The sequence below is a fragment of the Alphaproteobacteria bacterium genome (genome assembly GCA_039980135.1).
GTDB lineage: Bacteria > Pseudomonadota > Alphaproteobacteria > UBA6615 > UBA6615 > UBA8079.
In genome coordinates this window covers 133,837-152,412 of sequence record JBDXCV010000002.1, presented here as the reverse complement: position 1 = coordinate 152,412, position 18,576 = coordinate 133,837, and the positions used below count along the sequence as shown (strand labels likewise).

Here is an 18,576-nt window from a genome sequence, read left to right as displayed (position 1 = left end):
TTCCAAACCAAATGGCTTAAAGCGCCTCCCCCGAGACACTGGCAGGTTACTTAAGAAACTCCTGATTTTCAACGTATCATCGCAATGGTTAACGACAAGTTGTCGACCGACAGCCAGCCGGTGGATAACAGCGGGCGCAGCGTCTCCAAGGCTGGACGGACGATAGACACGCCACCGTGCGACGCCTAAACAGTTTGCATGCTGATCGTCGAACCCAACGAGATGAAATCCGCCCTGGCGCCACGCGGACGCTTGCTCGGCTTTGACCTCGGCACCAAGACCATCGGTCTCGCGGTATCGGATTCGATGCTCATGGTGTCCTCACCGCTGGAGACCCTGCGCCGCACCAAATTCACCGCCGATGCGGAAAAGCTTCTGACGTTGATTGCCGAGAAAGAGGTCGGCGGCCTGGTCCTCGGCCTGCCGCGCAACATGGACGGCTCGGAAGGCCCCCGCGCCCAGTCCACCCGCGCCTTCGCCAACAACATGGCCGGCAAGGTCGATCTTCCGATCACCTTCTGGGATGAGCGCCTGACCACCGCCGAGGCCGAGCGGGTGCTGATCGATCAGGCCGACATGAACCGAAAACGCCGCGGCGAGGTCATCGACAAGATGGCCGCCTCGATCATTCTCCAGAATTATCTCGATTACCTGCGGAACAGCTGATGAGCGACAAGCCCGATATCGAAGAATTCCCCGAAATCACGATTGGCCCGTCGGGGTCGAAATTCGCCACAACGATGCTGTTCATATGCGCCATGACAGGCGGCGCCTATTGGGTCGTGTTCCGCATTCTGACGGGCGCGAGCGGACAGGACATAACCGCCCTGCCCCTGGTGATCTGCGGCGGCGGTGGCCTGGTCGCGACCGTCTGGATACTGCTGGGCCTGCATGCGCGGCTATACGGACAACCACAGTTCAGGGTCGACGAAACGGGCATCTCCGATCCCTCAGAATGTTTCAACATGGGCACGATCAGCTGGGGAGAGATCCGCGACGTGCGCGGCATGCCCCACAAGCAGGTGGTCTGGGTGCTGGTCGACGACAAGAAGGCCATCATGGCGCGGATGCACCCGCTGCGCCGTGGGTTGATCTGGTTCGATTCCGCCTTCGCGAAGAACATCATCAAGCTCAACACCTGGCGCCTGAATATCAACCGCGACCACCTGCTCGGCATTCTGGCCCATTATCACCGCAAGTTTGGAAACCCGCGGCCATGAGCGTGAAGAAAAACGACTTCCCGGAAATAATCGTCTACCCGACCCGGTCGAAGACCCTCGCGACCGTCTTCGGTTCTGCCATGTTCGCCGTCGCGGCTGTGTTCTTCCTGTTGACCCCGGACATCTATGCACAGCTGGTCGGGGCCGGCGGGCTCATCGCCTTCGGCGCGAGCGGGATCTACGCCACCTACCGCCTGATCTCGAACGCGCCGGTGGTGGTGCTAAATCGGGACGGACTGTTCGACAACGCCTCACCCTTCGCGGTCGGCTGGATGAACTGGTCGGAGATCGAACGGATCGCGCCGCGGCGCACCTATCTGGCACGGCTGATCGGCGTGGTGCCCCATGATCCCGGCGCGGTGATTTCCCGTGTGCCGCCCCACCGGCGCTGGATGGTGCGCGCGCTGGCCGGGATTTCCCAGTCGCCGGTCAACATCCCGGCCACTTTCCTCGGACGACGACTGGACGATGTCCAGCGCGAGACCGAGCGCTACCACGACCGATTCAGCAGCGCGTAACTCGCACTAGGCGTCGATGTTCAATCCACGCACCTCGGCCAGATGGCCGAGCTTCACATAGATTACGCAGCCCGCATCGCTGAACGGCGCATGGCGGGTGCCCGGCGGGCTGCGCAGCCAGGTACCTTGCGGATAACGCCCATGCTCGTCGGCCAGTTCGCCCTCAACAACCAGCAACTCCTCGCCGCCGGCATGGCCGTGCAGGGGCACAGACGCGCCGGGTGCCAAACGAAACATCATGACCCGCTCGTCGCCATATTCGTGGAGCGGCAGCATCTCGACCCCATCCCGTTCCGTCACCTGCCAGTCACCGTTCGCCGTGTCGATGCGCACGAAGTCCTGATCGTCGGGGTCCATCTGCCGGAGTTTGACCAAAATGGTGCAGCCCCCGTCGCTCGATGGCGTGTGCGCCGAACCCACCGGGTTGCGCACATAGAAGCCCGGACCGTAATCGCCATGCTCGTCGGAGAAGGTCCCGTCCAGGACGAAAAACTCTTCGCCGCCGGAATGTGTATGGGGCGAGAACGCGCTGCCCGGCGCATAGCGCACGATACTCGTCGCCCGGGCCACCTCGTCGCCGACCCGGTCGAGCATGCGCCGGTCCACGCCGGCGAGCGGCGACGGTATCCAATCCAGCGCATTGGTATCGATCACGACTCGCTGGGAGAAATCGGCGTTTACTTCCATGGACTACACTCCTGACAGGAACCTAAGCGCCGCCGGCAGGCGTTCAATCCCAGACCTTCCAGGGCGCGTCGCCCGCGTCCCACAGCGCCTCGAGCTGATTTTTCTCCCGCAGGGTATCCATCGGCTGCCAGAACCCGTCATGGCGCCAGGCTCCGAGCTCCCCGGCCTCGGCCATGCTGTTGAGGGGTGCCTGTTCCCAAACGGTGGAGTCGCCGTCAATCAGGTCGAGCACACTCGCCTCGCAGACGAAGAAGCCGCCATTGATGGTGCCGCCATCGCCGCGCGGTTTCTCCGCGAAACGCGTCACCTTGCCACGTTCAATTTCGGCCGCCCCGAAGCGTCCCGGTGGGCGCACGGCCGTCATGGTGCAACGTGCGCCCTGTTCCTTGTGGAAGGCGACGCTGGCGGCCACGTCTATATCCGCGACGCCGTCACCGTAGGTCAGGCAGAACGGCTCACCATCCAGATGTTCGGCCACGCGCGCGATACGCCCGCCGGTCTGGGTGTCGTCGCCGGTGTCGACCAGGGTGACCGTCCAGGGTTCGGCGGTCATGTTGTGATAGCGAATTTCATTCGTCGCGAGATCGACCGTGACATCGGAGGAATGCAGCACATAGTTCGCGAAATACTCCTTGACCAGGTAGCCCTTGTAGCCGAGGCAGATCACGAAGTCGGTGATCCCGTGATGCCCGTAGATCTTCATGATGTGCCACAGGATCGGACGCCCGCCGATCTCGATCATCGGCTTGGGTCGAAGCTCCGTTTCCTCGGCAAGACGCGTCCCGCGCCCGCCAGCCAGTATCACCGCTTTCATCGCCCGGTCTCCCCCCTTGGCCGCATCATGGCCGCCCGGTTCCGTCCTCGCCTTCTAGCAGAGCCGGGGTTGCGTCGCCAGAAATCCGCAGCGTCCGTGGCGGGCTTCCGGCATCGGTGCATAACAACGCCTTGCAATATCGTGAGTCCCGTCCCTATATTCCCGCTTTAATGACTGCAGCCACCACAGGCCTCTCCGCTCAAGATCAGCCAGCGGAATTCCCGTTTCCACATCGTCATCTATTGGGCATCCAGGATCTGTCGCCGGACGAGATCACCTACCTGCTCGATCTGTCGAACCGCTACGCGGAACATAACCGCGCGCGCGGCCCCAAATTCGACCTGATGCGCGACAAGATTCTGATCAATCTGTTCTTCGAAGACTCGACACGGACCCGCACCAGTTTCGAACTGGCGGGCATGCGGTTGGGCGCGGATGTCATCAACATCGCGGTCGCCAATTCCTCGATAAAAAAGGGCGAGACAATCGTCGATACGGCGATGACCCTGAACGCCATGCACGCCGATGCGCTCGTCGTCCGGCACTCCAATGCGGGCGCGGTGAAGCTCCTGTCGGAAAAGGTGAACTGTGCCGTCATCAATGGCGGCGACGGCAGCCACGAACACCCGACCCAGGCGCTGCTCGACGCGCTGACCATCCGGCGGCGCAAAGGCACCCTGCAAGGGCTTCTGGTCGCCCTGTGCGGCGATGTCGCCCACAGCCGGGTGGCGCGCTCGAACATCTACCTGTTGCAAACGATGGGCGCACGGGTGCGGGTTATCGCCCCGCCGACCCTGATCCCGGCGGCGATGGAACGGTTGGGGGTCGAGGTCTTCCACGACATGCGCGCGGGCCTGGAAGGCTGCGACATCGTGATGATGCTGCGTCTCCAGCGCGAGCGCATGGAGGGCTCCTTCGTGCCGTCCGTACATGAATATTTCGAGTTCTACGGCCTCGACTATGACAAGCTGCAGCACGCCAAGCCGGACGCGCTGATCATGCACCCGGGGCCGATGAACCGGGGCGTGGAAATCGATTCCGATGTCGCCGACGATATCGACCGCTCCCTGATCCGCGAACAGGTGGAGATGGGTGTCGCGGTTCGCATGGCATGTCTCGATGTCCTGACGCGCGAAAGGCTCGTGGCCACCCCATGACCGGTAAAGTCGCCTATACCAACGCCAGGGTGATCGACCCGGCGTCGGGCCTTGATACGCCCGCCAGCACCGGGGGCGGGGTCCTGACCGACGGCACGCGGATCATGGCGATCGGACCGGATATTTTTGCCACGGGCATGCCTGCGGGCACCGAGATCGTCGATTGCGAGGGCGCGGTGCTGACCCCGGGTCTCGTGGATATGCGGGTCGATTTCTGCGAACCCGGCAACGAGCATAAGGAAGACATCGAGAGCGGCAGCCGCGCGGCAGCCGCCGGCGGCGTCACCGCCGTTGTCACCCTGCCCGACACCGATCCTGCGATCGATGATGCCTCGGTCCTCGAATTCGTTGCCCGGCGCGCGCGCGACGTCAAACTCGTCAAGGTATTCGCCTACGCGACGGTGACGCGCAACGCCGACAGCGACGAAATCGTCGAGATGGGCCTGCTGAAGCAGGCCGGCGCGGTGGCCTTCACCAATGGTCGCAGTGCCGTCGCGAATGCGAAGACCCTGTCGCGGGCCCTCAAATACGCGCAGGCCTTCGACGCGCTGATCGTGCAGCATCCCGACGAAGCGAGCCTCTCAAACGGCGGGGTCATGCAGTCGGGCGAGCTCGCGACGCGGCTGGGCCTTCCCGGCATTCCGCGCGAGGCCGAAACGATCATGATCGACCGTGACCTCGCGCTCGTGAAAATGACCGGCGGGCGATACCACGCCGCCCATATCTCCACCGCGGAATCCGTCGCGAAGATCCGCGCCGCCAAGGCCGACGGCCTCAGGGTGACCTGCGACACGGCACCGCCCTATTTTGCGCTGAACGAGCTGGCGGTGGGCGAATACCGGACCTTCGCCAAGCTGTCGCCGCCGTTGCGCACCGAGGACGACCGGCAGGCGGTCGTCGACGGGCTCGCCGACGGCACCATCGACTGTATCGCGTCGGATCACTTTCCCCAGGATCAGGAATCGAAACGCCTGCCGTTCGAACAGGCGGAATTCGGCGCTGCCGGGCTCGAGAGCCTCCTCGCCCTGACCCTGGAGCTGGTCCACAACGGCCATCTCGATCTCGCGGCGGCGCTGAGCAAGGTCACCGCCCGCCCGGCCGAACTCCTGAAACTGCCCGTCGGCCGGCTGCATGTGGGCGGGGCGGCCGATATTGTGATTTTTGACCCGGAACGACCCTCCCGGATCGAGCCGGACAGCTTTACCTCCAAATCGAAGAATTCGCCCTTCGATGGCAGGCTCGTTCAAGGGCGCGTGATCCGCACCATCGTCGACGGCCGAACCATCTATACTACTGCGTCGTAAACCCAACCGCGGAATCAACGCATGGTCGAAGACGGCGCCAGTCCGATCATCTTCTACTGGAGCATCTTCCAGGCGACATTCTCTGTCCCCGACTGGAAGAACCTGATCTATGGCTGGCAGCGGTTCCTACCGCCGATCGTCGGGGCCTACATACTCGGCAGCATCCCGTTCGGCCTGATCTTGGCCAAACTCGCCGGTAAGGGCGATCTTCGCCGGATCGGCTCCGGCAATATCGGCGCAACCAATGTCTTGCGCACGGGCAGCAAGAAGCTCGCCGCCGCCACCCTGTTCCTGGACGGGACCAAGGGCTATGTCGCCGTCCTCCTGCCCTACGTTTTTTTCGGCCCCGACGTCAGCTTCTTCACCGCGCTCGCGGTCGTCCTCGGCCATCTGTTCCCCGTCTGGCTGGGTTTTCGCGGCGGCAAGGGTGTGGCAACGACCCTGGGCGTGCTGCTCGGCCTGACATGGCCGCTCGGGCTCGCGGCATTGGCGACCTGGCTCATCGTCGCGCTTGTGTTCCGCTATTCTTCGCTTTCGGCGCTCGTCGCCGTCGCGCTCGCGCCGGCCTATGCCTGGTGGCTCGGCGAACCCCAGGCGGGCGGGATCGCTATCTTCCTGGCCCTGCTGGTCTGGATCCGCCACGCCGGCAACATCCGCCGGCTCCTCAAGGGCGAAGAATCCCGCATTCGACTAAAATCGCGCGACACGCCCTAATTCAGTCCGCCGCGCCGCCCTGCGGCAACAAAAGACCCAGAATCTGGACGAGAGTTGCCGCCTCGTCTTTGTCCAAACGGCTCCCGATGTGCCGTTCGATTGCGGCTGCATATACCGGCCACATGCGTTCGCGCATCGCCGCGCCCGACGGAAGCAGGACGATTTCGTGTCCCCGCCGATCCGATGCGACCGGTTGCTTGCGCACATATCCCTCGGCGGCAATACGATCGATCAGGCGTGACAGATTGTACTGAGCCAACAAAAGATGTTCTTCGAGTTCGAACGGACGTAACGTTTGGTCTTCGGCTCGCTGAAGCTCCAGCAACACGTCATACCAACCAAGCGGAGGCAATCCCGCTGCCCGGAGGTCGGTTTCGATTGATTCCGTGACGATCCGCGATGTACGCGCCAGTTGTGTCCAGCTGCGTACCGTCAACTCGTCGGGCGATGTCGCCATACGCAATCCTTGACTTAGAAACATGTATTTACATGTATCTGTTTAATACATGCATTTGCATAAACTATTTCATGGAGACCTCCCGATGTCACGGAAATCGTTGAAACTGGTGTCTCACCATCTCTGTCCATATGTGCAACGGGCGGTGATTGCACTGACCGAGAAAAATGTCCCGTTCGAACGCGTGGATGTCGATCTGGGTCACAAGCCCGACTGGTTCAAGGCCATCTCGCCGCTGGGAAAGGTGCCATTGTTGCGGGTCGACGACACAACAATTTTTGAATCCGCCGTAATCGTCGAATTTCTGGAGGAAACCCAGCCTCAACCGCTCCACCCGCGCGATCCGCTCAGGCGCGCCCAGCACCGGTCATGGATAGAATTCAGCTCGGCGGCACTCAATGACATAGCCACGTTTTACCGTGCGCCGAGCGCGGAAATACTGGATGAGAGCCGTCTGCGTCTGATGGCAAAGTTCACACAAATGGAGGCGCATCTGCGCGACGGACCCTGGTTCGACGGGGATACGTTCTCGTTGGTCGATGCGGCACTTGGTCCGGTGTTCCGATATTTCGACACGTTCGATGTCATTGGCGAGTTCGGTTTCTTCGACAATCTGCCGAGAACTCAGTCCCTACGGGCTGCACTTACAGGCCGGCCTTCGGTTCGAACGGCGGTCGCAAAAGATTATCATGACCGGCTGATGACGTTCCTGCGCGACCGCAACAGCTATCTGTCGACCATGATGTCGTCTGCGGAGTAATCCGACCGGCACAGCGAGTTGACCGCTCATCTTTGCACGGGCCATCCTCGCGCGTGTGAATGACGAGACGATTTCAACAACCGAGCGCCGCGACCGGCTGCGCCTGATCCGGACCGAAAGCATCGGCCCGGTCACCTGGCGCGAATTGATGGAGCATTTCGGCTCCGCCGAGGACGCGATCGAAGCGCTGCCCGATTTCGCCGGACGCGCGGGCAAACGAAACCTCAACATAACAACCGCCGCCGACGCGGATGCCGAACTGGCGCGGCTCGACGAACTGAATGCGCAGGCCGTGACCCTCGGTGAACCCGACTATCCAACCGCGCTTGCCGCCATCGACGACGCACCACCTGTAATCTTTGTGCGCGGCAACACCGCGTCGCTCGCCAGAACCGGGATCGCCATCGTCGGTGCCCGCAACGTCTCGGCCAATGGGCGACGGATCGCCGAACTACTCGCCTCGGAACTCTCCGCCGACCCGGCTGTCGCAATCGTTTCGGGCCTGGCGCGCGGCATCGACACGGCCGCGCATGCCGGTGCGATTTCCGGAAATGGCACGACGATCGCCGTCATGGCGGGCGGGATCGATGTGGTCTATCCGCCGGAAAACGACGACCTCTACCAAAATATTATCGAGACCGGCGCCATCGTCAGCGAGATGCCACCGGGTCTGAATCCCCAGGCACGCCATTTTCCCCGCCGCAACCGTATCGTGTCGGGATTGTCCCTGGCCGTCATCGTGGTCGAAGCGGCGCAACGATCAGGCTCTCTCATCACCGCCCGCCTGGCCGGCGAACAGGGCCGCGCGGTGCTCGCCGTCCCCGGTTCTCCGCTCGATCCGCGCGCTTTCGGCGCCAACCATCTGATCCGTGAAGGCGCCGTCCTGGTCCGCGATGCCGAGGACGTGCTGGAGGCCGTCCGGCCCATGGTCTCGCCGGCGACGTCACATGACGAAGCCGTGTCGCCGCGCACCCGCGCAGTGGTTCTCGATCTCGATTATTCGGGGACCGACAACCGTGAATCCGTGATTTCATGTTTGTCGCCCGAGCCCGTCGCGGTTGACGAAATCGTGCGGCGGTGCCAATTAACCGCCCCTGTCGTCCGGACGATCCTGCTCGAACTCGAATTGGCGGGACGTTTGGAACGGCATCCGGGCAACCGTGTTGCGGCCTGCTGACGAATTGTGGATCGCATGCAAACGTCCTTGTTAGCCAACGAAGATTAAGCGGAATCCTCCCTGCATGAACGTTGTCGTCGTCGAATCGCCCTCCAAGGCCAAGACCATCAACAAGTATCTCGGTGATGCCTACACCGTGCTGGCATCCTATGGACATGTGCGCGACCTGCCGCCGAAAGACGGCTCGGTCCGGCCGGATGAGGATTTCGACATGGACTGGGCCATCGACGCCCGCTCCGAAAAACAGGTCAGCGCCATCGTCGATGCCCTCGACGGCGCCGACACCCTCTATCTCGCAACCGACCCGGATCGCGAGGGCGAGGCGATCTCCTGGCATATCGAGCAGTTGCTGCGCGACCGCGGCCTGCTCGACGGCATCGACGTCAAGCGCGTGGTGTTCAACGAGATCACCAAGGGTGCCGTCCAGGATGCCTTCAATCATCCGCGCAGCCTGAACAACGAACTCGTCGAGGCCTATCTCGCACGGCGCGCGCTGGACTATCTGGTCGGCTTCAACCTCTCGCCGGTACTCTGGCGCAAGCTGCCCGGGTCGCGCTCGGCCGGGCGCGTGCAATCGGTGGCGCTGCGCCTGATCTGCGAGCGAGAGGCCGAGATCGAGGCCTTCAAGGCCCGTGAGTACTGGTCCATCGAAGTCGGGTTGACCAGCGCCCAGAACGCGCCATACCAGGCCCGCCTCGTCGAGCGGAACGGCCAGAAGCTCGACCGGTTCGATATCGCCGACGAAGGCGCTGCCAACGCCGCGAAAAGCGACGTCGAGGCCGCCAGCTTCAAGATTGCATCGATCGAGAAGAAGCGCACCCGGCGCAATCCCCAGCCGCCCTTCACGACATCGACCCTGCAACAGGAGGCCTCGCGCAAGCTCGGATTCGGCACCTCCCAGACAATGCGGGTCGCCCAGCGTCTCTACGAGGGCGTCGAGATCGACGGCGAGACGGTCGGCCTCATCACCTATATGCGAACCGACAGCGTCACCCTGAGCCAGGAGGCCATCGCCTCGTGCCGCGATTTGATCGATCAGGATTTCGGCGGCGACTATCTGCCGGAAAAACCGCGGGTTTACCGGACCAAGGCGAAGAATGCCCAGGAGGCCCATGAAGCGGTGCGTCCGACCGATCTGTTCCGCCGCCCAGCCAGCCTGAAGAACACCCTCGATAGCGATCTCTTCCGCCTCTACGAGTTGATCTGGCGCCGCACGATGGCCTCGGAAATGGCCGAAGCCCAGATCGACCGCGTCGCCGTGGAGCTGCGCTCGTCCGACGCGCAGTTGGCGCTTCGCGCCAACGGCCAGACCATCGCGTTTGACGGTTTCCTGAAGCTGTACCGCGAGGACAAGGACGAGCCGACGAACGGCGACGGCGAGAGCGGCGAAAACGACGACGAACGCCGTCTGCCGGCGCTCGACGAGGGCGAGGCCGCCGCGGTGCGCGAAGTGTCGCCGGAACAGCATTTCACCCAGCCGCCGCCGCGTTACTCCGAGGCGAGCCTGGTCAAGTCGATGGAAGAACTGGGGATCGGGCGCCCGTCCACCTATGCCTCGATCATCCAGGTCCTGCAGGACCGCAACTATGTCCAGCTCGACCGCAAGCGGTTCATACCTGAGGATCAGGGGCGCCTCGTCACCAGTTTCCTGAGCAGCTTCTTCGAACGCTACGTGCAGTACGACTTCACGGCCAGCATGGAAGAACGCCTCGACGATATTTCGGGCGGACGAATCGACTGGAAGGCCGTCCTGCGCGAGTTCTGGCAGGATTTCTCCGCCGCCATCGAGGGCACCGCGGAGCTTCGTGTTCGTTCGGTTCTGGATACACTCGATGAAGAACTTGGACCGCATTTCTTCCCGACCCGCGATGACGGCACCGATGCACGCGTCTGTCCGGCCTGCAGCGAGGGACGGCTCGGCCTGCGTCTCGGCAAACATGGCCCATTCGTCGGTTGCTCGAACTACCCCGAGTGCAAATACACCCGCAAGCTGGCAGTCGATGGCGGCGATGACGAGACCGCCGACCTGGCCAATGGCCCGCGTGAACTCGGCAAGGACCCGGAATCCGGCAAGGATGTGACCCTGCGCAAGGGCCCGTACGGCCTGTACGTACAGCTGGGTGAGCCCGAAGGCGAAGGCAAGAAAGCAACCAAGCCGAAGCGGACCTCGATCCCCGATGGCTATACCCTCGATGAAATCGACCTCGAGCTTGCGCTGGGCCTGCTCGCGCTGCCGCGCGACATCGGCCCGCACCCCGAAGATGCCGTCGTGATCCAGGCCGGCATCGGCCGCTACGGCCCCTATGTGAAGCACGGCACCGTCTACGCCTCACTGCCCGATCCGCGCGAAGTGCTGACGGTCGGCCTCAACCGTGCCGTCACGGTGCTGGCCGAAAAGGGCAAGGGCCGTCGAGGCCGTGCCGCCCCCCTCAAGGAACTCGGCAACCATCCCGACGACGAGAAGCCCGTCACCGTGCATGACGGCCGCTACGGCCCCTATGTGAAACACGGCAAGATCAATGCGACGATTCCCAAGGATGTCGACCCGCAGGACATGACCCTCGAGGTCGCCGTGGAACTCATCGCCGCCCGGGCCGCGAAAGCCAAGGCCGCGCCGGCCAAAAAGAAGCCGGCGAAAAAGCCCGCCAGGAAAAAGGCGGCCGCAAAGAAGACCGCGGCGAAGAAGCCTGCCGCCAAGAAAGCCGCCGCCAAAGAAGCAGACGCCGCGCCCAGCGCGGACTAGCAAACCGGCTTGGCCAGGCGCAATTCCAGCGAAACGGACGCGGGCACCCTGCCCGATGCCGATGCGATTCTGGACCTCCTCAGGGCGGCGGCCGACGCCCAGCCCACCCGCGAAATCGCCCGCACGTTCGGATTGAAGGGCAGCCAGCGTACGGAACTTCGCCACCGCCTGCGCGAACTTGAAGACGCCGGTCGCATCGAACGCGTTCAGGGACGGCGATGGCGGCCCGCCGACGCCCTGCCACCGGTCGCGATGCTTGAAGTCGTCGAAGTCGATTCGGACGGCGAGTTGCGGGTCCGGCCCGTCGAACATGCCGCCAACGCGCCTCTGCCCGAGATCGAGGTCCTGCGTGCGCCACGCAACATGGCGGCCCCGGGCCTCGGCGACCGGTTCCTGGCCCGCCTGTCGCCGCATGGCAACAACCGCTACACCGCCAAGCCGCTGCGCGCGGCTGAGAGCGAGGCCGAAACCATCATCGGCCAATACCGCACGGGGCAGGACGGCGGCCGCATTCTCTCGCTTGATCGGGGCCGGCGCGACGAACTCGCCGTCACCCCGACAGGCAACGCCCCGGCGGCGGACGGGGACCTGGTGGTGATCGAAACCCTGCCGGCCCGGCGTCAGGGCATGACCCAGGCACGCATCGTCGAGAATATCGGCGCCGGCGATGCCCCCGGTGCCATCAGCCGGATAGCGATCCACCGCGCCGGCATACCGGACCGGTTCCCCGATGCCGTGGTCGCCGATGCGGAAAACGCACAACCGCCCGTTCTGGGTGACCGGGTGGATCTGCGTGACCTGCCATTGATCACGATCGACGGCGCCGATGCGCGCGATTTCGATGATGCCGTCTTCGCCGAGCCCGACACGACCCGAAGCTCGGACGGCGGCTGGCACATCATCGTCGCGATCGCGGATGTCGCCGCCTATGTCACACCGGATAGCGCGCTCGACCGTGAGGCCTACCAACGCGGCAACTCCGCCTATTTTCCGGATCGGGTCGTCCCCATGTTGCCCGAGGCGCTTTCGAACGGCCTGTGTTCGCTCCGCCCCGACGAAGACCGCGCCTGCATGGCGGCCGACCTCTGGGTCGGCCCCGACGGCAGCCTCCGTTCGTTCAAGTTTCGCCGCGGCCTGATGCGCTCGGCGGCGCGCCTGACCTATGAAGAAGTCCAGGCCGCCCGCGATGCCGACACCGACATCATCCAGCCGGGCCATCTCGCCAACCTCTACGGCGCCTATCAGGCTCTATCCGAAGCCCGCCGTGTCCGGGGGGCACTTGATCTCGATTTGCCCGAACGCCGGGTCGTCCTCGATGACGAGGGTCAGGTCACGGATATCGTGCCGGTGATCCGCCTCGACAGTCACCGGCTTATCGAGGAATTCATGATCGCCGCGAACGTGGCCGCCGCGCGTGAACTTGGAAAGCGCGGACAGCCCGTGATGTTCCGCGTCCATGACGAACCGTCGCTCGAAAAGCTGGAGGACCTGCGCGAGGCCCTGAACGGATTTGGCATCAAGATCCCCCGCGGCGGGATATCGCGGCCGGGCGATTTCAACGGCATCCTTTCCCGGGTCCGCGGCGAGGCACATGAACGCTCCGTCAACGAGCTCATCCTGCGTGCGCAGATGCAGGCCGCCTACAGCCCCGACAATCTCGGTCATTTCGGGCTCGGTTTGCGCGACTACGCCCACTTCACTTCGCCGATCCGGCGCTATGCCGACTTGCTGGTCCATCGCGCGCTGATCCGGGGACTGGGGCTGGGCGATGGTGGCCTCGATGACGACCAGGCCAACCGGTTCGAGGAACTCGGCGCTCATATTTCGAAAACCGAGCGCCGCGCGATCGTTGCGGAGCGCGACGCGAATGACCGCTATACCGCCGCGTTTCTGGCCGGCCATATCGGCGCCAACTTCACCGGCACCATTCGCGGGGTCACCCGCTCGGGCCTGTTTGTTGCGATCGACGACAAAGGCGCGGAGGGCTTCATCCCAGCATCGCGGCTCCCGGGCGGCCGCCCCCGCTTCGATGCGCGCACCCAGTCAATCGAATCGCCGGGTGGCGGGACCTATCGGCTGGGCGATGCCGTCGAAATTCGGGTGGCGGAGGCCGACGGCTTGCGCGGCTCATCCATTTTCGACCTGATGGACGGTGGCGCGTCTTCAAACGAGAAAAAGCAAGGCGCCCCGCGGAAAGGCCGGTCCGGCCGCAAGCGCCCCGACAAACGCCATAAAAAGCGACAGCGGCGGCGTTAACCAATTGGTACTCGTTTGCGATACCTTATGGGCGATCAACATCCGCCCTTTACCCGGGCGCCATGCGCGCGATATGTGAAGTATATGAATGACTTGATGAGATATTTTGCATCGGCTCGGCGGACCGCTTTGGTTTCAGCCCTGCTCGTGTTGGCCGCATGCGGCCAGATCGGTCCGAAGGGCACGCCGGAGTATTCGGAACTCTACAGCCGCGATATGTTCGACACCGGCTATAGCTTCATCAACGACCGCTATATCACCGATGTCTCGCTGCGCGATCTGAGCATCAGCGGACTGGCCGGGTTACATCAGATCGATCCCAATCTCGATGTGCGTCCGGCCAACCGAAGCATCGAAATACGCTATCAGAACCGGACGGTCGGTCGCCTGACCGCGCCGGGCAACGACGACCCCGAGGCCTGGAGCCAGGCAACCGTCGATGCAATCGCGGTGGCGCGGTCGGCCTCACCCGCCCTGGCGGACGCGCGGGCAGAAACGATATTCAAGGCCGTGTTCGACGGTATCCTGTCACCGCTGGACAAATTTTCCCGCTACGACGATGCCGAAACCGCCACCGAGAAACGCGCCTTTCGCGACGGATTTGGCGGCATCGGAATCACCATTGCCAAAGAAGAAGCGGACGCGTTGATCCTGTCGGTCAACCATGGCGGCCCGGCGGCCAAGGCCGGGGTGCGCGAGCAGGACCGGATCACGCATGTCGAGGGGGAGCCGATCGACGGCTGGACCCAACGCCGCTTGGTCGAGGCCCTGCGGGGGCCAATCAACAGTGCCGTGACCTTCACCGTGGCGCGTGTTGGGGCCGCCGCGCCCATCAGAATCTCTCTGGCGCGACAGCATGTGGTTCCCGAGACTGTCGAGACGCGGCGCGAGAATGGTATCGCGATCATCCGGTTGATCGGCTTCAACGCGGACTCCGCGAAGGACCTGCGGCGAAACGTGCAACTCCAGATGCGCAGTCCTGACGGCCCGCCGAACGGTTTCGTCCTTGACCTCCGCTCGAACCCGGGCGGTCGGCTCGATGTTTCCATCGATGTCGCGGACATTTTCCTGGAAACCGGCAACATCATCGCGACCCGCGGCCGCCATCCCGGAAGCCATCAGGCATTCGCGGCATCGCAGGGCGATGAGACCGCCAAACGCCCGGTCGTGATCCTGATCAACGGAAACTCGGCGTCCGCGGCCGAGGTTGTCACCGCCGCGATGCAGGATCAGGGCCGAGCGATCGTGATCGGCACCAATTCATTCGGCAAGGGCACGGTACAATCCGTGTTGCGTCTGCCCAACAATGGCGAAATCACGCTTACCTGGTCGCGGATTCTCGCACCTTCCGGGTATCGCATTCATGACCTGGGGGTGCTGCCGACGGTGTGCACCCATGGCGGGGGGGATCTGAAATCTGCCGCGGCACTGGTACCGGCCGTGCGCGACGGGGAAAATGTGCTTGCCGGGCAGCTCGGAAACTGGCGCGCGACGGGCAATACCGACACCGCCGACCGGATCGGGCTGCGCCAGATTTGCCCGTCCGATGGAGGCTCACCGGATGTCGACGTTGCACTGGCGAGCGCGATACTAGCGGATCAGGGTCTCTATGCGTCCCTGCTGCACCAGGCCAACACGGCAGTCGCACAGCGATAAATGCCTTCACCGCTTGACTTGCGCGGGTTGCACGGTATCTTCCCGGCCAGATTTCAAGCCACAGGACAAAGACCATGGCGAAACCCGCTACCATCCTTGTGAAACTCGTCAGTTCGGCGGACACCGGTTATTACTACGTCACGAAGAAGAACCCGCGACAGAAGCCGGAGAAGCTCGAGATGCGCAAATACGACCCGGTCGTGCGCAAGCATGTGACGTTCAAGGAAGAAAAGATGAAATAGCGAATTGGCGCGCCCGGCCATGCCGGGAGGTCAAAACGCAAAAGCCGCCCATCGGGCGGCTTTTTTTCATGGACAGATTATGGCTGCGACGCGCAATGGCCGCGTCAGGCGTCGATAAATTTCTGCACCGTTTCCAGAAATTCCGAGACCGAGATCGGCTTGGCGATATAGGCCTCGCAGCCGCCCTGGCGTATTTTTTCCTCATCGCCCTTCATGGCAAATGCCGTCACGGCGATCACCGGAATATCACGGAGGTTTTCGTCCTCCTTGATCCACTTCGTGACTTCGAGTCCCGAGACTTCCGGCAACTGGATATCCATCAGAACGAGGTCCGGTCGATGTTCGCGCGCGAGCTTCAGAGCTTCGCGACCATCCTTGGTCTGGAGCGTTTCATACCCCTGCGCTTCCAGCAAATCATGGAAGAGCTTCATGTTCAGTTCATTGTCTTCGACGATGAGAACGGTCTTGGACATGCCCAGCCTGACATTGTTTATGCGTACAAATGCCGGGCAACACTCCCATAGTCATCCCCATGAGCCGTCCGTTCCCCCGACCTGGCGCGGACTCGCCGAAGAAAATGGATAATAATGGGCCAAAAGTCCACTGCTAGCCTCGACCACCATCGACATGCGCATCGGAATTGACCTCGGCGGCACGAAAATCGAAGGAATCGTGCTCGACGATTCCGGCACGGAGGTCGCGCGCGCACGCGTGGTGGCGCCGCGCGACGACTACGCGGCAACCCTCGCGGCTATCGCAGATCTCATCGTGCAGATTGATCCCGCACCCGAAACCGCGACACCGGTCGGGATCGGCATACCCGGAACGATCTCTCCGGCCACGGGGCTGATCAAGAATGCAAACTCGACCTGGCTGATCGGCCGGCCTTTTGACCGGGACCTCGCAAACCATCTCGACCGGCGGGTGCGGGTGGCAAACGATGCGAATTGTTTTGCGATATCGGAAGCGACGGACGGTGCAGCACAGGGCGCGGAGACCGTCTTCGGTGTGATCGTCGGAACCGGCGTGGGGGGTGGTCTTGTGAACCGGGGCCACATCATCGCCGGCGGCAACGCCATCGCCGGCGAATGGGGACACACGCCCCTGCCCTGGATGACCGCGGACGAATTTCCCGGACGCGACTGCTTCTGCGGTCGACGCGGCTGCATCGAGACATTCGTCTCCGGACCGGGCTTCGAACGCGATCACGCGGAACAGTCCGGGAATAACTTGGCAGCCGCGGACATCGTGGCCGCATCCGCCGCGGGCGACGCAGCCGCCACGGCCTCCCTCGCGCGGCTTGAAGACCGGCTGGCGCGCGGCCTCGCGATGATCATCAACATCATCGACCCCGATGTGATCGTCCTCGGCGGCGGCCTGTCGAACATCGCGTGTCTCTATGCGCATCTCCCCGACCTGATCGGCGGCCATATCTTCTCCGATTCGATCTCAACCCCGATCCGCCAGGCACGGCACGGCGATTCCAGCGGCGTACGGGGCGCTGCGTGGCTCTGGCCTGCCATCGGTGTCCCGGCATGACCGAAAGCAGCCAGGGCGCGCGCACGGGCCTCTGCCGCGATTGTGCGGCAACGGTACCTCCCGATTCCCGACATTGTCCGGCCTGCGCTGGGCCGCGGATTCTGACGCACCTCGAACTCGACACATTGTCGATCGCACATATCGACTGCGACGCGTTCTACGCCAGCGTCGAGAAACGCGACGACCCGTCCCTGCGCGACAAGCCGGTCATAGTTGGCGGCCGACAGCGCGGCGTCGTTTCCGCAGCCTGCTACATCGCCCGTATCAAGGGTGTGCATTCGGCGATGCCGATGTTCCAGGCACTCAAGCTCTGTCCCGACGCGACGGTGATCCGCCCGGACATGGAAAAATACAGCGCCGTCGGGCGGCAAATCCGCGAACTGATGCGCGAGATCACGCCGTTGGTCGAACCGCTCTCAATCGACGAGGCATTCCTCGATCTGACCGGGACCCAGAAGCTGCACCAGGCGAGCCCGGCAAAGTCGTTGATCCGCCTGATCAACCAGATCGAACGTGAGATCGGCGTTACCGCGTCGGTCGGCCTCAGCTACAACAAGTTCCTGGCGAAGCTGGCCTCCGACATCGACAAACCACGCGGTTTCGCGGTCATTGGCCAGGGCGAGGCGCTGAATTTTCTCGACACGCTGCCGGTGACGCGGATTTGGGGGGTGGGCAAGGCCCTGCACCGAAAACTGACCGCGGACGGGTTGCACACCATCGGCCAGATACGCGCCCACGACGAAGCCCGCCTGATGAAACGCTACGGCGCCATCGGCCAACGCCTGGCCCGGTTCAGCCACGGCGAGGACTCAAGGGCCGTGACACCCCATTCGCTGCCCAAAAACCTGTCGAGCGAGACCACATTCTCGCAAGACATCGCCGACCCCGAAACGCTCAGAACGCGCCTCTGGCCGCTTTGCGAGAAGGTCACCGACCGCATGAAAGCGCGCGACCTGGCCGGTCGGACTGTCACGCTCAAGCTGAAATCATCCAAATTCAGGACTCTGACCCGGTCCCACGCGCTGCCCGCACCGACCCAGCTGGCCGAGACGCTGTATCGCGCGGCGGTGCCGCTGCTCGATCGGGCGATCGGTGCCGCCCCGTCGGGCAGCACGTTCCGGCTGATTGGCGTCGGATTATCGAATTTCGCAGACCCACTCGAGGCCGACCCGCCGGACCTCGCCGACCCCGACGCCGATCACCGCAAGAAGGTGGAAGCGGTCATCGATCAGGTCCGCGGTAAACTGGGTCGCGACGCGATCGGAAAAGGGCGCTCCATTCGCGGCAAGAAACGCGAAACACCCGGCGCCAAGCGCTGAGTCCCGCACCGGC

At 63.4% G+C, this 18,576-nt stretch carries 18 protein-coding genes; 14 read left to right on the top strand and 4 right to left on the bottom strand.

Annotation, left to right across the window (positions count from 1 at the left end):
- Positions 1-198 precede the first annotated feature (198 nt).
- Genes ruvX through ABJ363_01675 form a run of 3 tightly spaced genes read left to right on the top strand, consistent with a single transcriptional unit; the run spans position 199 to position 1,738 of the window.
- On the top strand, positions 199-666 hold the full coding sequence (ruvX, locus tag ABJ363_01685) for a Holliday junction resolvase RuvX (protein ID MEP4377686.1): 468 nt from the start codon (positions 199-201) through the stop codon (positions 664-666).
- Entirely contained in the window at positions 666-1,220 is a 555-nt protein-coding gene (locus tag ABJ363_01680; protein ID MEP4377685.1) for a hypothetical protein, read from the top strand. Before ruvX ends, ABJ363_01680 begins: the two co-directional genes overlap by 1 nt.
- Positions 1,217-1,738, top strand: a complete 522-nt coding sequence (locus ABJ363_01675) for an STM3941 family protein (GenBank protein MEP4377684.1) — start codon at positions 1,217-1,219, stop codon at positions 1,736-1,738. Before ABJ363_01680 ends, ABJ363_01675 begins: the two co-directional genes overlap by 4 nt.
- A gap of 6 nt (positions 1,739-1,744) precedes the next feature.
- On the opposite strand, the gene ABJ363_01670 is transcribed toward ABJ363_01675, so the two are convergent.
- A complete protein-coding gene (locus ABJ363_01670) occupies positions 1,745-2,425 on the bottom strand; it encodes a cupin domain-containing protein (GenBank protein MEP4377683.1) in 681 nt (226 codons plus the stop codon).
- Positions 2,426-2,468: 43 nt separating this feature from the next.
- Entirely contained in the window at positions 2,469-3,239 is a 771-nt protein-coding gene (rfbF, locus tag ABJ363_01665; GenBank protein ID MEP4377682.1) for a glucose-1-phosphate cytidylyltransferase, read from the bottom strand.
- Between the two features lie 170 nt (positions 3,240-3,409).
- On the opposite strand from rfbF, the gene ABJ363_01660 reads away from it, so the two are divergent.
- The 3 genes from ABJ363_01660 to plsY are packed head-to-tail and all read left to right on the top strand — an operon-like array spanning position 3,410 to position 6,414.
- A complete protein-coding gene (locus ABJ363_01660) occupies positions 3,410-4,396 on the top strand; it encodes an aspartate carbamoyltransferase catalytic subunit (protein MEP4377681.1) in 987 nt (328 codons plus the stop codon).
- Positions 4,393-5,700: a dihydroorotase gene (pyrC, locus tag ABJ363_01655; protein ID MEP4377680.1), complete on the top strand. Its 1,308-nt coding sequence runs from the start codon at positions 4,393-4,395 to the stop codon at positions 5,698-5,700. Before ABJ363_01660 ends, pyrC begins: the two co-directional genes overlap by 4 nt.
- A gap of 21 nt (positions 5,701-5,721) precedes the next feature.
- A complete protein-coding gene (plsY, locus tag ABJ363_01650) occupies positions 5,722-6,414 on the top strand; it encodes a glycerol-3-phosphate 1-O-acyltransferase PlsY (GenBank protein ID MEP4377679.1) in 693 nt (230 codons plus the stop codon).
- Between the two features lies 1 nt (position 6,415).
- On the opposite strand, the gene ABJ363_01645 is transcribed toward plsY, so the two are convergent.
- Complete coding sequence (locus ABJ363_01645; GenBank protein MEP4377678.1) at positions 6,416-6,871, bottom strand: MarR family winged helix-turn-helix transcriptional regulator; 456 nt, start codon at positions 6,869-6,871, stop codon at positions 6,416-6,418.
- 85 nt (positions 6,872-6,956) lie between these two features.
- On the opposite strand from ABJ363_01645, the gene ABJ363_01640 reads away from it, so the two are divergent.
- The 6 genes from ABJ363_01640 to rpmG all read left to right on the top strand — a co-directional run bounded on the left by ABJ363_01640 (position 6,957) and on the right by rpmG (position 15,705).
- The gene (locus ABJ363_01640; GenBank protein MEP4377677.1) at positions 6,957-7,631 is read left to right on the top strand and encodes a glutathione S-transferase family protein; all 675 of its coding nucleotides are present in this window, start codon (positions 6,957-6,959) and stop codon (positions 7,629-7,631) included.
- A gap of 55 nt (positions 7,632-7,686) precedes the next feature.
- Complete coding sequence (gene dprA / locus ABJ363_01635) at positions 7,687-8,808, top strand: DNA-processing protein DprA (protein MEP4377676.1); 1,122 nt, start codon at positions 7,687-7,689, stop codon at positions 8,806-8,808.
- Positions 8,809-8,872: 64 nt separating this feature from the next.
- Positions 8,873-11,551 (top strand): type I DNA topoisomerase, encoded by a 2,679-nt coding sequence (gene topA, locus ABJ363_01630; GenBank protein MEP4377675.1) that lies wholly within the window; start codon positions 8,873-8,875, stop codon positions 11,549-11,551.
- A gap of 9 nt (positions 11,552-11,560) precedes the next feature.
- Complete coding sequence (gene rnr / locus ABJ363_01625; protein ID MEP4377674.1) at positions 11,561-13,807, top strand: ribonuclease R; 2,247 nt, start codon at positions 11,561-11,563, stop codon at positions 13,805-13,807.
- A 129-nt stretch (positions 13,808-13,936) separates the two neighbouring features.
- Positions 13,937-15,463 carry a S41 family peptidase gene (locus ABJ363_01620; GenBank protein ID MEP4377673.1) on the top strand — a complete coding sequence of 509 codons (1,527 nt, stop codon included), beginning with the start codon at positions 13,937-13,939 and terminating at the stop codon, positions 15,461-15,463.
- 74 nt (positions 15,464-15,537) lie between these two features.
- Positions 15,538-15,705 carry a 50S ribosomal protein L33 gene (gene rpmG, locus ABJ363_01615; GenBank protein ID MEP4377672.1) on the top strand — a complete coding sequence of 56 codons (168 nt, stop codon included), beginning with the start codon at positions 15,538-15,540 and terminating at the stop codon, positions 15,703-15,705.
- A 104-nt stretch (positions 15,706-15,809) separates the two neighbouring features.
- Here the strand turns inward: rpmG and ABJ363_01610 are convergent, their stop codons facing one another.
- Complete coding sequence (locus ABJ363_01610; GenBank protein MEP4377671.1) at positions 15,810-16,178, bottom strand: response regulator; 369 nt, start codon at positions 16,176-16,178, stop codon at positions 15,810-15,812.
- 154 nt (positions 16,179-16,332) lie between these two features.
- On the opposite strand from ABJ363_01610, the gene ABJ363_01605 reads away from it, so the two are divergent.
- Together ABJ363_01605 and ABJ363_01600 are read left to right on the top strand one after the other, a co-directional pair.
- Positions 16,333-17,244 (top strand): ROK family protein, encoded by a 912-nt coding sequence (locus ABJ363_01605; GenBank protein ID MEP4377670.1) that lies wholly within the window; start codon positions 16,333-16,335, stop codon positions 17,242-17,244.
- Positions 17,241-18,563 carry a DNA polymerase IV gene (locus ABJ363_01600; GenBank protein MEP4377669.1) on the top strand — a complete coding sequence of 441 codons (1,323 nt, stop codon included), beginning with the start codon at positions 17,241-17,243 and terminating at the stop codon, positions 18,561-18,563. Before ABJ363_01605 ends, ABJ363_01600 begins: the two co-directional genes overlap by 4 nt.
- Positions 18,564-18,576 lie beyond the last annotated feature (13 nt).

Bases quoted from the DNA above. Each gene is read 5' to 3' on its own strand.
- ruvX (MEP4377686.1), top strand. From the start codon at position 199: ATGCTGATCGTCGAACCCAACGAGATGAAATCCGCCCTGGCGCCACGC.
- ABJ363_01680 (MEP4377685.1), top strand. From the start codon at position 666: ATGAGCGACAAGCCCGATATCGAAGAATTCCCCGAAATCACGATTGGC.
- ABJ363_01675 (MEP4377684.1), top strand. From the start codon at position 1,217: ATGAGCGTGAAGAAAAACGACTTCCCGGAAATAATCGTCTACCCGACC.
- ABJ363_01670 (MEP4377683.1), bottom strand. From the start codon at position 2,425: ATGGAAGTAAACGCCGATTTCTCCCAGCGAGTCGTGATCGATACCAAT.
- rfbF (MEP4377682.1), bottom strand. From the start codon at position 3,239: ATGAAAGCGGTGATACTGGCTGGCGGGCGCGGGACGCGTCTTGCCGAG.
- ABJ363_01660 (MEP4377681.1), top strand. From the start codon at position 3,410: ATGACTGCAGCCACCACAGGCCTCTCCGCTCAAGATCAGCCAGCGGAA.
- pyrC (MEP4377680.1), top strand. From the start codon at position 4,393: ATGACCGGTAAAGTCGCCTATACCAACGCCAGGGTGATCGACCCGGCG.
- plsY (MEP4377679.1), top strand. From the start codon at position 5,722: ATGGTCGAAGACGGCGCCAGTCCGATCATCTTCTACTGGAGCATCTTC.
- ABJ363_01645 (MEP4377678.1), bottom strand. From the start codon at position 6,871: ATGGCGACATCGCCCGACGAGTTGACGGTACGCAGCTGGACACAACTG.
- ABJ363_01640 (MEP4377677.1), top strand. From the start codon at position 6,957: ATGTCACGGAAATCGTTGAAACTGGTGTCTCACCATCTCTGTCCATAT.
- topA (MEP4377675.1), top strand. From the start codon at position 8,873: ATGAACGTTGTCGTCGTCGAATCGCCCTCCAAGGCCAAGACCATCAAC.
- rpmG (MEP4377672.1), top strand. From the start codon at position 15,538: ATGGCGAAACCCGCTACCATCCTTGTGAAACTCGTCAGTTCGGCGGAC.
- ABJ363_01610 (MEP4377671.1), bottom strand. From the start codon at position 16,178: ATGTCCAAGACCGTTCTCATCGTCGAAGACAATGAACTGAACATGAAG.
- ABJ363_01605 (MEP4377670.1), top strand. From the start codon at position 16,333: ATGCGCATCGGAATTGACCTCGGCGGCACGAAAATCGAAGGAATCGTG.
- ABJ363_01600 (MEP4377669.1), top strand. From the start codon at position 17,241: ATGACCGAAAGCAGCCAGGGCGCGCGCACGGGCCTCTGCCGCGATTGT.